The sequence below is a fragment of the Streptomyces sp. NPDC054849 genome (assembly GCF_053610945.1).
The window spans coordinates 1-14,803 of the sequence record NZ_JBSGZI010000149.1; the positions used below are offsets into that span (position 1 = coordinate 1).

At 69.4% G+C, this 14,803-nt stretch carries 9 protein-coding genes; 4 read left to right on the plus strand and 5 right to left on the minus strand.

Annotation, left to right across the window (positions count from 1 at the left end; genetic code table 11):
• Positions 1–98: 98 nt before the first annotated feature.
• The 5 genes from ACWGIF_RS36000 to ACWGIF_RS36020 all read right to left on the minus strand — a co-directional run bounded on the left by ACWGIF_RS36000 (position 99) and on the right by ACWGIF_RS36020 (position 6,305).
• Positions 99–1,091 (minus strand): PAC2 family protein, encoded by a 993-nt coding sequence (locus ACWGIF_RS36000; RefSeq protein WP_453503853.1) that lies wholly within the window; start codon positions 1,089–1,091, stop codon positions 99–101.
• Between the two features lie 127 nt (positions 1,092–1,218).
• Complete coding sequence (locus ACWGIF_RS36005) at positions 1,219–2,826, minus strand: FAD-dependent oxidoreductase (RefSeq protein WP_453503854.1); 1,608 nt, start codon at positions 2,824–2,826, stop codon at positions 1,219–1,221.
• 39 nt (positions 2,827–2,865) lie between these two features.
• Positions 2,866–4,392 (minus strand): glycerol kinase GlpK, encoded by a 1,527-nt coding sequence (gene glpK, locus ACWGIF_RS36010; protein ID WP_453503855.1) that lies wholly within the window; start codon positions 4,390–4,392, stop codon positions 2,866–2,868.
• Positions 4,393–4,428: 36 nt separating this feature from the next.
• Positions 4,429–5,217: an MIP/aquaporin family protein gene (locus tag ACWGIF_RS36015; RefSeq protein ID WP_453503856.1), complete on the minus strand. Its 789-nt coding sequence runs from the start codon at positions 5,215–5,217 to the stop codon at positions 4,429–4,431.
• A 320-nt stretch (positions 5,218–5,537) separates the two neighbouring features.
• Positions 5,538–6,305, minus strand: coding sequence for an IclR family transcriptional regulator (locus ACWGIF_RS36020; protein WP_453503857.1), 768 nt, complete (start codon positions 6,303–6,305; stop codon positions 5,538–5,540).
• Positions 6,306–6,581: 276 nt separating this feature from the next.
• Between ACWGIF_RS36020 and metH the strand changes: the two genes are divergently transcribed.
• The 4 genes from metH to ACWGIF_RS36040 all read left to right on the plus strand — a co-directional run bounded on the left by metH (position 6,582) and on the right by ACWGIF_RS36040 (position 14,759).
• The gene (gene metH / locus ACWGIF_RS36025; RefSeq protein ID WP_453503858.1) at positions 6,582–10,094 is read left to right on the plus strand and encodes a methionine synthase; all 3,513 of its coding nucleotides are present in this window, start codon (positions 6,582–6,584) and stop codon (positions 10,092–10,094) included.
• A 111-nt stretch (positions 10,095–10,205) separates the two neighbouring features.
• On the plus strand, positions 10,206–10,907 hold the full coding sequence (locus ACWGIF_RS36030) for an HAD family hydrolase (RefSeq protein WP_453503860.1): 702 nt from the start codon (positions 10,206–10,208) through the stop codon (positions 10,905–10,907).
• Positions 10,908–11,499: 592 nt separating this feature from the next.
• The gene (locus ACWGIF_RS36035; RefSeq protein WP_453503862.1) at positions 11,500–13,104 is read left to right on the plus strand and encodes an ABC transporter substrate-binding protein; all 1,605 of its coding nucleotides are present in this window, start codon (positions 11,500–11,502) and stop codon (positions 13,102–13,104) included.
• A gap of 71 nt (positions 13,105–13,175) precedes the next feature.
• Positions 13,176–14,759, plus strand: a complete 1,584-nt coding sequence (locus tag ACWGIF_RS36040) for an ABC transporter substrate-binding protein (protein ID WP_453503864.1) — start codon at positions 13,176–13,178, stop codon at positions 14,757–14,759.
• The last annotated feature ends 44 nt before the right edge of the window (positions 14,760–14,803 follow it).

Below are 14,803 nucleotides of genomic sequence, written 5' to 3' on the forward strand. Positions count from 1 at the left end.
GCTTGAATGTCCAGCCCCGCCGGCGTTCGAGGCGCGGGTGTGGGGCGGAGCCCCACGAGCCCGGGCGGAGCCCGGCTCTGCCGTACCCGCGCCCGCTGCTACGCCTCCGGGGGCGTGTCCTCCTCGGGGGACGCCGGCGGCTGCGGGTCCTCCCCGGAGGGGTCCGGCTTGCGCTTCGGCGGGCGGGTCAGACCGCTGGAGGTGTCCCGCAGGTACGACCCGTCACCCGGCTCGCCCGCCGCGGCAGCGGACGGGTCACGCCGCCTCAGGTACCGCTCGAACTCGCGCGCGATCGCGTCGCCCGACGCCTCCGGCAGGTCCGCCGTGTCCCGCGCCTCCTCCAGCGTCTGGACGTACTCCGCCACCTCACTGTCCTCGGCGGCCAGTTGGTCCACTCCCAGCTGCCACGCCCGTGCGTCCTCCGGCAGTTCGCCCAGCGGGATCCGGATGTCGATCAGATCCTCCAGCCGGTTCAGGAGGGCCAGCGTGGCCTTGGGGTTCGGCGGCTGCGACACGTAGTGCGGCACCGCCGCCCACAACGACACGGCCGGGACGCCCGCGTGCGTACACGCCTCCTGCAGGATGCCCACGATGCCTGTAGGACCCTCGTACTTGGTCTCCTCCAGGTCCATCGTCCGCGCCAGGTCCGGGTCCGAGGTGACCCCGCTCACCGGCACCGGCCGCGTGTGCGGCGTGTCCCCGAGCAGCGCCCCCAGGATGACCACCATCTCCACGCCCAGTTCGTGCGCGAAGCCGAGGATCTCGTTGCAGAACGACCGCCACCGCATGGACGGTTCGATTCCACGGACCAGCACCAGGTCGCGCGGCTTGGCACCGCCGATCCGGACCACCGACAGCCGTGTCGTCGGCCACGTGATCTTCCGTACCCCGTTGTCCAGCCACACCGTCGGCCGGTTGACCTGGAAGTCGTAGTAGTCCTCGGCGTCGAGCGCCGCGAACACCTCGCCCTTCCACTCCCGGTCCAGGTGTGCGACCGCACCGGAGGCCGCGTCACCCGCGTCGTTCCAGCCCTCGAACGCGGCCACCATGACCGGGTCGATCAGCTCGGGCACGCCCTCAAGCTCGATCACCCAGGTCTCCTTCCGAAGTTCCCTTGCGTACGTGGGTCAGCCTAAGCCTTGATACGACGCCGGCCACAGCCCACGACAGAGGGGCGGTTCCCCTCGGAACCGCCCCTCTTCCCCACCTGCGTGAGAGCTATGCCTTGTGGCCCAGCATCTCCTCGACCCGGGCGCGCACGGAGGCGTCGTCCAGGCCGCGGATCGTCACCGTCGTGCGGCGGCGCAGCACGTCGTCGACCGTCTCGGCCCACTCGTTGTCGCGGGCGTAGGCGACCTGCGCCCAGATCTCCGGACCGTCCGGGTGGATGCGCTCGGCCAGTGCCGGGTCCTCGTTCGCGATCCGCGCGATGTCGAAGGCCAGCGAGCCGTAGTGCGAGGCCAGGTGGCGCGCGGTCAGCGGGTCCATCCGGGTGCCCGGCTCACGGTCCACCAGCAGCCGGTGCGCGACCGCGTTCGGGTTGGCGACCCCGGGCAGCGCGATCCGGCGCACCAGGGACTTCACCGGCTCCATGTCCTCGGTCAGCGGGCTGCCCGGGAGCTTCGCCAGCTTGTCCATGACCACGCGGCCGATGTGGCGGTACGTCGTCCACTTGCCGCCGGCCACCGACAGCATGCCGCCGGCGCCCTCGGAGACGACCGTCTCGCGCTTGGCCTTCTCCACGCCGCCGGGGCCGCCGGGCAGCACCCGCAGGCCCGCGAAGGCGTACGTCATCAGAGAGCGGTCGAGGTCCGCGTCCTTCACCGAGAAGGCCGCCTCGTCCAGGATCTGCTGGATGTCCGACTCGGTGGCGCGCACGTCCGCCGGGTCGCCCTCGTACACCTCGTCGGTGGTGCCGAGCAGCAGCTGGTCCTCCCACGGGAGGGCGAAGGTGATGCGGTACTTGTCGATCGGGGTGGCCATGGCGGCCTTCCACGGCGACTTGCGCTTCATGACGATGTGCGCGCCCTTGGAGAGGCGGATCGACGGCATGGAGTGCTTGTCCTCCATGCGCCGCAGGTGGTCCACCCACGGGCCGGTGGCGTTGAGCACGACCCGCGCGTCGACCCCGAACTCGGTGCCGTCGAGACGGTCCTTGAGCTCGGCGCCGGTGACCCGGCCCCGCGTCTTGCGGAGCCCGGTGACCTCGGCGTGGTTGAGGACGACCGCGCCCGACTCGACGGCCGCGCGGACCGTCATGACGGCGACGCGGGAGTCGTTCATCTGGTGGTCGTAGTAGACCGCGACGGCCTTGAGGTTGTCCGTCTTCAGGCCCGGGTTGTCGGCGGCGGCACGGGCCGGGGATATGACCTTGCCCATGCCGTCGCCGAAGGCCGAGAGGGCGGAGTAGGCGAAGACGCCCGCGCCCAGCTTGGCCGCACCCACCGGACCGCCCTTGTAGACCGGCAGGTAGAAGGTGAGCGGGTTGACCAGGTGCGGGGCCACGTCCTTGGCCAGCACCCGCCGCTCGTGGTGGTTCTCCGCGACCAGCTTGACCGCGCCGGTCTGCAGGTAGCGCAGGCCGCCGTGGACGAGCTTGGAGGAGGCCGAGGAGGTGGCGCCGGCGAAGTCGCCGGCGTCCACCATGGCAACCCGCAGACCCGACTGCGCGGCGTGCCAGGCCACCGAGGTGCCCAGGATTCCACCGCCGATGACCAGCAGGTCGTACGTGGCCTTCGCCAGCTGCTCACGGGTCTCGGCACGGCTCGCGTTCGAACCGGCGGTCGGGTGCGTACCCAGGGCGGGAACGCTCTGCGGGCTGCTCATATCTCTTTAGCTCCTCGTCGATTCGTCAGCCGAGTGCGGTCAGCTGGCGTCTTCGTCGTCGACCCAGCCCATGGACCGTTCAACGGCCTTGAGCCAGCTCTTGTACTCGCGGTCCCGCTGCTCGGCGGGCATCCGCGGGGTCCACTCCGCCGCGCGGCGCCAGTTGGCGCGCAGGGCGTCGGTGTCGGGCCAGAAGCCGACGGCCAGGCCGGCGGCGTAGGCGGCGCCGAGGCAGGTGGTCTCGGCGACCATCGGGCGCACCACGGGGGCGTCCAGGAAGTCGGAGAGCGTCTGCATCAGCAGGTTGTTGGAGGTCATGCCGCCGTCGACCTTGAGGGCCGCGAGCTCGACGCCCGAGTCCTTGGTCATGGCGTCGGTGATCTCGCGGGTCTGCCAGGCGGTGGCCTCCAGGACGGCACGGGCGATGTGCGCCTTGGTGACGTACCGGGTGAGGCCGGCGATCACACCGCGGGCGTCGGAGCGCCAGTACGGGGCGAAGAGACCGGAGAAGGCCGGCACGAAGTAGGCGCCGCCGTTGTCCTCGACCGAGGAGGCCAGGGTCTCGATCTCGGCCGCGGACTTGATCAGGCCCATCTGGTCGCGCATCCACTGGACGAGCGAGCCGGTGACGGCGATGGAGCCTTCCAGCGCGTAGACCGGCTTCTGGTCGCCGATCTGGTAGCCGACCGTGGTCAGCAGACCGCTGTAGGAGTTGATGATCTTGTCGCCGGTGTTCATCAGCATGAACGTTCCGGTGCCGTACGTGGACTTGGCCTCGCCCTCGTCGAAACAGGTCTGGCCGAAGAGGGCGGCCTGCTGGTCACCGAGCGCCGAGGCGACGGGGACACCGGCGAGGACGCCGTCCTTGACGTGGCCGTAGACCTCGGCGGAGGACTTGATCTCCGGGAGGACGTTCATCGGGACGCCCATGGACTCGGCGATCTTCTCGTCCCAGGCCAGGGTGTGCAGGTTCATCAGCATGGTGCGCGAGGCGTTGGTGACGTCGGTGACGTGCACTCCGCCCTGGGCACCGCCCGTGAGGTTCCAGATGACCCACGAGTCCATGGTGCCGAAGAGGATGTCGCCGGCCTCCGCGCGCTCCCGCAGGCCCTCGACGTTGTCGAGCAGCCAGCGGACCTTCGGGCCGGCGAAGTAGCTCGCCAGCGGCAGGCCGGTCTCGCGGCGGAAGCGGTCCTGGCCGACGTTGCGGCCGAGCTCCTTGCACAGGGCGTCGGTGCGGGTGTCCTGCCAGACCAGCGCGTTGTGCACCGGCTCGCCGGTGTGGCGGTCCCACATGAGCGTGGTCTCGCGCTGGTTGGTGATGCCGACGGCCTTGACGTCCGCGGCGGTGATCTCGGCCTTGGCGATGGCGCCGGCGACGACCTCCTGGACGTTGGTCCAGATCTCGGTGGCGTCGTGCTCCACCCAGCCCGGCTTCGGGAAGATCTGCTCGTGCTCCTTCTGGTCGACGGCGACGATGCGGCCGTCGCGGTCGAAGACGATGCAGCGGGAGGAGGTGGTGCCCTGGTCGATCGCGGCGATGAAGGGGCCGGTGCTGGTGGTCATGGTGGCTGCTCCTGACAAGTCCGGTGGGCGAACGGCTTAGACGAACGCGACGTTGTAGATACCCGCGGCGAGGGCGCCGCCGATCAGCGGGCCGACAACGGGGATCCAGGCGTACCCCCAGTCGGAGCCGCCCTTGTTCGGGAGCGGCAGCAGTGCGTGGACGATGCGCGGACCCAGGTCGCGCGCCGGGTTGATGGCGTAGCCGGTCGGGCCGCCGAGCGAGAGACCGATGCTGACGACGGTCAGGGCGACGATCAGACCGCCGAGGGTGCCGAGGCCCTTGCCGTCGTCGTTGAGGCCGAAGGCGAGTACCGCGAGCACGAGCACCAGGGTGCCGATGATCTCGGTGGCGAGGTTCTGCCACACGTTGCGGATCTCGGGGCCCGTGGAGAAGACGCCGAGCACCGGGCCGGCGTTCGGCTCGGTCTTCTGGTCGACCAGGCCCGCGTGCTCGGACTTGGTGGCGACGATCTCCGGATCCGTGAGGTGGGCCCGGAACTGGCCGTAGTACGCCACCCAGGCGAGCGTGGCACCGATCATGGCGCCGAGCAGCTGGCCGGCGAAGTAGACCGGGACGTTGCCCCAGTCACCGTCCTTGATCGCGATACCGACCGTGACGGCGGGGTTGAGGTGGGCGCCGGACAGGGTGCCGGTCATGTAGACGGCGGTCAAGACCGCGAATCCCCACCCGAAGGTGATCGCCAGCCAGCCCGCGTTCTGCGCCTTCGAGCGCTTGAGTACGACGGCGGCGACCACGCCGGCGCCGAGCAGGATGAGTACGGCGGTACCGATGGTCTCGCCGATGAAGATGTCGGAGCTGGACACCCGCGACTCCTTACGTCATACGTCCAAGGGGTGTGGGCGGACACCGGGTCCCTCCGGTGGATCCGCGCACTCGGTGAGTGCTGCACCGGTCCTTGGCCTCGTCGCATCCTAGCGCGTATTGCCGTCAGGTGTTCGACAATGCCGACCGGTGAACGGCAGTTTTCCGCCCAAGTGAAGAATGCGTCAAGGGCCCGCCAGGCCAAGGTGTCGGATCGTTACCACTAGGTACGATCGCCCAAATCCAGCCAACCTGTGGTCGCGATAAGGCGAAAAGTGGGCAGAAAGCAGCCAGATGGCGGCTCAGAGGTGTTAAAGGAAGGTCAGAACCGGCCCGCGCCGAGGTCGCGTGAAACCGCTCGCGCGCAATCCCGTACGGACGCCACGAGGGCCGCATGGGGCTCCCCCGACGTGCCGCAGACCCGCTCCACGGCACCCGCCACCGCCACCGCGCCGACCGGCATTCGGCGCCGGTCGTGGATCGGCGCCGCCACAGAGGCGAGGCCCTCCCAGGTCTCCTCGACGTCGGTGGCCCAGCCGCGCGCCCGGGTCAGGTCCAGGACCTCCTCGAAGCCGGCGGCGTCGGTGACCGTCCGGGGGGTGAACGCCTCGCGCTCCACCTCCAGCGCCTGGGTGTGCGCCACCGGGTCGTACGCGGACAGCACCTTGCCCAGCGCGGTCGAGTGCAGCGGCTGCATGGCCCCGACCTCCAGCACCTGACGGCTGTCGTCGGGCCGGAACACGTGGTGCATGATCAGCACCCCGCTCTTGTGCAGCACGCCCACGTACGTGCTCTCGCCGCTCGCCCGGGCCAGGTCGTCCGTCCACACCAGCGCGCGGGCGCGCAGTTCGTGCACGTCGAGGTAACTGTTGCCCAGGCGCAGCAGCTCGGCGCCCAGCTGGTAGCGGCCGGAGGCGGGGTCCTGCTCCACGAAGCCCTCGGCCTGCAGGGTGCGCAGGATGCCGTGCGCCGTCCCCTTGGCCAGGCCCAGGGAGGAGGCCACGTCGGAGAGCCCCAGCCGGCGTTCGCCGCCCGCCAGGAGTCGCAGCATCGCAGCGGCTCGTTCGAGCGACTGGATGTTCCGTGCCATCGCGCAGCCTCCTGCTGACCTTGCTGTCTGTACTGACCATCTTGACGTGGTTCGACAATGCTGAACAGTATCGGTCGATGTCGACCTCGTGCATCGTCGGGGAAACTCCGCGCCGGACCGGCACCGGGGGAGCCCGGCAACCCCCGACACAGAATGCAGTCCGCCACGTGGGACACCCGCACCGGGTCCGGTGCCTCGCGGTTACGCTGGCCGCGTGCACCCTTGACACAGAGGGGGTGCAAAGCCGACAGCCGTCGCATCCCAGGGAGCACCACCATGGCTTCGTTGCCCAACCCGTCCGCTGACACCCAGACCCGGGCCGATGCCCTCCGAGAGGCACTCGCGACCCGCGTGGTCGTCGCCGACGGAGCCATGGGGACGATGCTCCAGGCGCAAGACCCCACGATGGAGGACTTCCAGCAGCTCGAAGGCTGCAACGAGGTCCTCAACGTCACCCGCCCCGACATCGTGCGCACCGTGCACGAGGCGTACTTCGCGGTGGGCGTGGACTGCGTCGAGACCAACACCTTCGGCGCGAACTTCGCGGCGCTCGCCGAGTACGACATCGCCGACCGCAACTTCGAGCTGTCGGAGTCCGGCGCCCGCATCGCCCGCGAGGTCGCCGACGAGTTCACCGCCTCCACCGGGCAGCAGCGCTGGGTCCTGGGCTCCATCGGCCCCGGCACCAAGCTGCCCACGCTCGGCCACATCACCTACGCGCAGATCCGCGACGCCTACCAGATCAACGCCGAGGGCCTGCTCACCGGCGGCGCCGACGCGCTGCTCGTCGAGACCACCCAGGACCTCCTGCAGACGAAGTCCTCCATCATCGGCGCGCGCCGGGCCATGGAGGCGCTGGGCGTCACCGTCCCGCTGATCTGCTCCGTCACCGTCGAGACCACCGGCACCATGCTGCTCGGCTCGGAGATCGGCGCGGCCCTGACCGCGCTGGAGCCGCTGGGCATCGACATGATCGGCCTGAACTGCGCCACCGGGCCCGCCGAGATGAGCGAGCACCTGCGCTACCTCGCGCGCAACGCCCGCATCCCGCTCTCCTGCATGCCCAACGCCGGCCTGCCCGTCCTGACCAAGGAGGGCGCGCACTACCCGCTCAGCGCCCCCGAGCTCGCCGACGCCCAGGAGACCTTCGTCCGCGAGTACGGGCTCTCCCTCGTCGGCGGCTGCTGCGGTACGACCCCCGAACACCTGCGCCAGGTCGTGGAGCGGGTCCGCGGCACCGCGATCACCCAGCGCAGCCCCCAGCCCGAGCCCGGCGCCGCCTCGCTCTACCAGACCGTGCCCTTCCGCCAGGACACCTCGTACATGGCCATCGGCGAGCGCACCAACGCCAACGGCTCCAAGAAGTTCCGCGACGCCATGCTGGAAGCGCGCTGGGACGACTGCGTGGAGATGGCGCGCGACCAGATCCGCGAGGGCGCGCACATGCTCGACCTGTGCGTGGACTACGTCGGCCGCGACGGCGTCGCCGACATGGAGGAGCTCGCCGGCCGCTTCGCCACCGCCTCCACGCTGCCGATCGTCCTGGACTCCACGGAGGTTCCCGTCATCCGGGCCGGCCTGGAGAAGCTCGGCGGCCGCGCCGTCATCAACTCGGTGAACTACGAGGACGGCGACGGCCCCGAATCCCGCTTCGCCAAGGTCACCCGACTGGCCCGGGAGCACGGCGCCGCGCTCATCGCGCTGACCATCGACGAGCAGGGCCAGGCCCGCACCGCCGAGCACAAGGTCGCCATCGCCGAACGCCTGATCGAGGACCTCACGGGGAACTGGGGGATCCACGAGTCGGACATCCTCATCGACACCCTGACCTTCACGATCTGCACCGGGCAGGAGGAGTCCCGCAAGGACGGCATCGCCACGATCGAGGCCATCCGCGAGCTCAAGCGCCGCCACCCGGACGTCCAGACCACGCTGGGCCTGTCCAACATCTCCTTCGGCCTCAACCCGGCCGCCCGCGTGCTGCTGAACTCGGTCTTCCTCGACGAGTGCGTCAAGGCCGGCCTGGACTCGGCCATCGTCCACGCCTCCAAGATCCTGCCGATCGCCCGCTTCGACGAGGAGCAGGTCACCACCGCCCTCGACCTCATCTACGACCGGCGGGCCGAGGGCTACGACCCGCTGCAGAAGCTGATGGCCCTCTTCGAGGGGGTCAACACCAAGTCGATGAAGGCCGGGCGCGCCGAGGAGCTCCTCGCCCTGCCGCTGGACGAGCGACTGCAGCGCCGCATCATCGACGGCGAGAAGAACGGCCTGGAGACCGACCTCGACGAGGCCCTCCGCACCCGCCCCGCCCTCGACATCGTCAACGACACCCTCCTGGAGGGCATGAAGGTCGTCGGTGAGCTCTTCGGCTCGGGCCAGATGCAGCTCCCCTTCGTCCTGCAGTCCGCCGAGGTCATGAAGACGGCCGTCGCCTACCTCGAACCGCACATGGAGAAGACGGACGACGAGGGCAAGGGAACGATCGTGCTCGCCACCGTCCGCGGCGACGTCCACGACATCGGCAAGAACCTCGTCGACATCATCCTGACGAACAACGGCTACAACGTCGTCAACATCGGCATCAAGCAGCCCGTCTCCGCGATCCTCGAAGCCGCGCAGGAGCACAAGGCCGACGTCATCGGCATGTCCGGCCTGCTCGTGAAGTCGACCGTGATCATGAAGGAGAACCTGCAGGAGCTGAACCAGCGCAAGCTGGCCGCCGACTACCCGGTGATCCTCGGCGGTGCGGCCCTCACCCGCGCCTACGTCGAGCAGGACCTCCACGAGATCTACGAGGGCGAGGTCCGCTACGCCCGCGACGCCTTCGAGGGCCTGCGCCTGATGGACGCCCTCATCGCCGTCAAGCGCGGCGTCCCCGGCGCGTCCCTGCCCGAGCTCAAGCAGCGCCGCGTCGCCAAGCGGGACACCGCGGCCCTCCAGGTGGACGAGCCGGAGGAGCCCGGCGGCCGCTCCGACGTGTCCGTCGACAACCCGGTCCCCACCCCGCCCTTCTGGGGCACTCGGGTGGTCAAGGGCATCCCGCTGAAGGACTACGCCTCCTGGCTGGACGAGGGCGCCCTCTTCAAGGGCCAGTGGGGCCTCAAGCAGGCCCGCGCGGGCGGAGCCACGTACGAGGAGCTCGTCGAGAGCGAGGGCCGTCCGCGCCTGCGCGGCCTCCTGGACAAGCTGCACACCGAGAACCTCCTCGAGGCGGCCGTCGTCTACGGGTACTTCCCCTGCGTCTCCAAGGGCGAGGACCTGATCATCCTCGACGAGGCGGGCAACGAGCGGACCCGCTTCACCTTCCCGCGCCAGCGCCGCGGCCGGCGCCTGTGCCTCGCGGACTTCTTCCGACCGGAGGAGTCCGGCGAGACCGACGTGGTCGGCCTCCAGGTGGTCACGGTGGGGTCCAGGATCGGCGAGGCCACGGCCAAGCTGTTCGAGTCCGACTCCTACCGCGAGTACCTGGAGCTGCACGGCCTGTCCGTCCAGCTCGCCGAGGCCATGGCCGAGTACTGGCACGCCCGCGTCCGCGCCGAGCTCGGATTCGGCGGCGAGGACCCGGCCCGCGTCGAGGACATGTTCGACCTCAAGTACCGCGGTGCCCGCTTCTCCCTCGGCTACGGCGCCTGCCCCGACCTGGAGGACCGCGCGAAGATCGCCGACCTCCTCCAGCCGGAGCGGATCGGCGTCCACCTGTCGGAGGAGTTCCAGCTCCATCCGGAGCAGTCCACGGACGCCATCGTGATTCACCACCCCGAAGCGAAGTATTTCAACGCACGCTGAGCTCAGTCGACGTACACTTGTCGGTCCCATACAGGCCGGTCGCCTGTTCCCCGGGGAGCGCCCCGCGGGAAGAGGTGACCGGCCTTCTCGTCCCTTCCGAGAGGCATGCGCATGACGAGCACCGTTCCCGCCGCCGTCGCCCGTACGGCCGACGGCTCGGCCCTGCAGGCGGTGCTGCTCGACATGGACGGCACCCTGGTCGACACCGAGGGCTTCTGGTGGGAGATCGAGGCGGAGATCTTCCACGAGCTCGGGCACCGGCTCGAGGACGCCTGGCGCCACGTGGTCGTCGGCGGCCCGATGAGCCGCAGCGCGGCCTTCCTGATCGAGGCGACCGGCGCAGCCATCGGCCTCGCCGAGCTGAGCGTCCTGCTCAACGAGCGCTTCGCGGCCCGCATCGCCGACCGGGTCCCGCTGATGCCGGGCGCCGAGCGGCTGCTGGCCGAGCTGGCCCGGCACAACGTGCCCACCGCCCTGGTCTCCGCCTCCCACCGCCGGGTCATCGACCAGGTCCTGCTCACCCTCGGCCGCGACCGCTTCACGATGACGGTCGCAGGCGACGAGGTGACCCGTACCAAGCCGCACCCCGACCCGTACCTGCTGGCCGCGCGGACCCTGGGCGCGCACCCCTCCCGGTGCGCGGTCATCGAGGACACCAGGACCGGAGTGGCGGCCGCCGAGGCCGCCGGCTGCCGGGTCGTGGCCGTCCCCTCGGTCGGCGTGATCGAACCGGCGCCGGGGCGTACGGTCGTGCGCTCGCTGGAGGACGTCGACCTGGCCTTCCTGCGCTCCCTCATCGCCCCGTTGAACTGAGCCGGTCGCCTCGTCACGCCTCGTCGTACTTCGTCACGCCTCGTCACGCACGGCCACAGCGCGGTGCACCCGGGACCACTTCCGGCATGGTCCGCCACGCACCGGCACCCGGTGTGCACGCTCTGTACCGAACCAAAGGCCTGCAGGACCGAGGTCCTGCGGAAGGATCTCCCGCCGCAAGCCCCGGAGGCTGAAATTCCATCCCCTCCGTGCCGGTAGCGCAGAGTGAGCTTGGTCACCTGCGAAACCCCCGACGGACCTGTCTCAGGCCCTTCGGGGGTTCCCTTGTGTCCGGATTGATCAGCTACTGACCGAATCTTCGCAGCCCTGCGCGTGAACAGGCAGTTCGTTCCGATCACAGTGCGATTACGCCCCAAGTCCGGTCAGTTCCAGCCATCCCGTCCCGGACCACTACTGTCATTGCGGGCACTGCGCCGCACCTCAGCCGTCCCGGACACACACCCCTGTGCCGGAACCGCGTGGACCGATCGTCATCACACCGGCCCGATCGTTCCGCCCTGAACGGGCGACCACCGCGAAGTGCCCTCTACGCCGCTTTGAACAAGTGCCGGGCACAGGGAGTACTTCCAGCATGAACCGCAAGACCATGGTGCTGACGGCCGCGGCCGGACTGCTCACCCCCACGCTGGCCGCCTGCGGCACAGCGAGCGGCGGAGGAGCGGGATCCGGAGCGATCGTCGTCGGCACCACCGACCGGTTCGAGGCCGCAGAGTTCGCCCCCGCCCCCTTCGACCCGGCCTACGCCTACGACGCCGGGGCCTGGAACGTACTGCGCCAGACCGTCCAGACGCTGATGCACACCCCGCGCGGCGGCGGCCAGCCCGTCCCCGAGGCAGCCTCCGCCTGCCGCTTCACCGACACCGGCAACACCAGCTACCGCTGCACCCTGCGCCCCGGGCTGAAGTTCGCCACCGGTGACCCGCTCACCGCCGAGGACGTCAAGTTCTCCATCGACCGCGTCCTCGCCATCAAGGACGAGAACGGCCCGTCCGCGCTGCTCTCCACCCTCGACAAGGTCGAGGTCAAGGGCTCCGACACCGTCGTCTTCCAGCTGAAGACCCCCGACGCGACCTTCCCGTACAAGCTCTCCACCCCCGCCGCCGGCATCGTCAGCAAGAAGAACTACGACGCCGAAAAGCTCCGCGAGGGCTTCGCCGTGGACGGCTCCGGCCCCTACACGATGAAGGCCGAGGTCAAGAACAACCAGCTCGTCCGCGCCGTCTTCAGCAAGAACCCCCACTACAAGGGCGACATCAAGCTGCAGAACGACCAGGTCGAACTGCGCACCTTCCCCGACTCCCCGGCCATGGGCAAAGCGCTCACCGACGGGAGGATCCACGTGGTCTCCCGCACCCTGTCGCCCGCCCAGATCACCGAGTTCAGCGCCCGGCCGCCCAAGGGCGTCAAGCTGGTCCCGATGCCCGGCCTGGAGATCCGCTACCTCGGCTTCAACACCGAGGCCCCGGTCGTCAAGGACAAGGCCGTACGCCAGGCCCTCGCGGCCGCCGTCGACCGCGACGCGCTCATCTCCAAGGTCTACGGCAAGTCCGCGCAGCCGCTCTACTCGCTGGTCCCCACCAGCGTGACCGGCCACGTCAACTCCTTCTTCAACAAGTACGGCGACGCCAACACCGCCAAGGCCGCCGCCCTGCTGAAGGAGGCCGGGATCAAGACCCCGGTCAAGCTGACCCTGCACTACACCAACGACCACTACGGTGACGGCACGGCCGCCGAGTTCGAGGCCCTCAAGGCCCAGCTGAACTCCACCCGGCTGTTCGACGTCACCGTCCAGGGCAGCGAGTGGGCCGACTTCCGCCCCGCGCAGAAGAAGGGCGACCACGCCGCCTACGGGCTCGGCTGGTTCCCCGACTACGCGGACGCCGACAACTTCCTCGCCCCGTTCCTGGAGCAGGACAACTTCCTGGGCACGCCGTACGCCAACAGCGCGGTGCGCACCAGGCTCATCCCCGAATCCCGGCGGGCGGTCGACCGCAACGTCGCCGTCCCCGCGATCACGGAGATACAGGACATCGTCGCCGAGGACGTGCCCGTCCTGCCCCTGTGGCAGGGCAAGCAGTACGTCGCCGCACGCGACGGGATCACCGGAGTGGAGTGGTCGCTCAACGCCATCTCCGACCTCCAGCTGTGGGAGCTCGGCCGCGGCGTAAGCGGCTGAGCAAGGCAACGACCGGCAGCGGGTTTCGCTGGCCGGAGCAACGAAACAGTTCGACTGTGAAGGACGTTCGCGTGAATCGACGTAACCAGTGGCTGGCGGCCCCGCTCGGCGCAGCCACCGCCGCCGCGCTGCTCAGCGGTTGCGGTTCGACCGATGGCTCCAATGCCGGCAGCGGCAAGGGCGTGGTCATGGGCATATCCGACAAGGTGAAGTCCACCGACCCGGCGTCGGGCTACGACCCCGGCTCCTGGCTGCTCTTCAACAACGTCTTCCAGTCGCTGCTGAGCTTCCCCAAGGGCGGCACCACCCCCGAGCCCGATGCCGCGCAGTCCTGCGCCTTCGAGGGCGGCGACAGCAAGCTCTACAAGTGCGTCCTGCGGCCCGGCCTGAAGTTCAGCAACGGCCACAGCCTCACCTCGAAGGACGTCAAGTTCTCCTTCGAGCGCACCCTCAAGATCAACGACGAGAACGGCCCGGCCGTGATGCTCTCGTCGATCGCCGGCATCGACGCCCCCGACGAGAAGACGATCGTCTTCCGCCTCAAGACGTCCGACGCCACCTTCCCGAGCAAGATCGCATCGGGCGCCGGCTCCATCGTCGACCACAGCGAATACCCGGCCGACAAGCTGCGCACGGACAACAAGGCGATCGGCTCCGGCGTCTACACGCTGGACTCGTTCAGCGAGAAGAGCGCCACCTTCTCCGTCAACAAGTCCTACAGCGGCAAGGCCAAGGCCAAGAACACCGGCGTCACGCTGAAGTTCTTCAACGGCGACCAGGCAGGCCTCAAGACCGTCCTGGAGAGCGGCGACGTCGACTTCGCCTTCCGCGGCCTCGCCGCCAAGGACATCGCCGCCCTCGCCTCGAGCAAGACCGGCGACGACAAGGTCGACGTCGTCCAGGGCACCGGCGCCGAAGTCGAGCACATGGTCTTCAACGTCAACGACCCCGTCGTCGGCAAGCTCCCCGTCCGCAAGGCCATCGCCTACCTCGTGGACCGCGAAGCCCTCGTCAAGGACGTCTACGCGGGCACCGCCACCGCCCTGTACTCCATCGTCCCCACCGGCATCGCCGGACACACCACGCCGTTCTTCGATCGCTACGGCGGCACCCCCCAGCCCGAGAAGGCCAAGGCCGTCCTCAAGGCCGCCGGCATCAACGGCAAGGTCAAGGTCACCCTGTACTCCACGCCGTCCCGCTACGGCCCCTCCACCGACCACCAGTTCGAGGTCATCGCCAAGCAGCTCAACGACAGCGGCCTCTTCGAAGCCGACGTCAAGTCCATCGAGTTCGAGCAGTACGAGAAGGACATCCAGGCCGGCAAGTACGGCATCTACGTCAAGGGCTGGGTCCCGGACTACCCGGACGCCGACAACTTCACGCAGCCGTTCTTCGGCCCGGACAACGTCCTGCACAACAACTACGACAACAAGGAGATCACCGGGACGATCATCCCGTCGACCTCCGCCAAGTCCGACCGCACCGCGGCCAACACGGACTACAACCGCCTCCAGGAGATCGTCGCCGAGGAACTCCCGATCCTCCCGCTCTGGCAGGGCAAGCAGTACGCCGTCACCCGCCAGAACGTCAACGGCCTCCAGTGGTCCCTCGACGCCTCGACCGTCTTCCGCTTCTGGGAGATCAGCAAGGGCTGACCCCGACCGGGCCACGCACAACGGGCCGGCAGCCGCACTCGCGG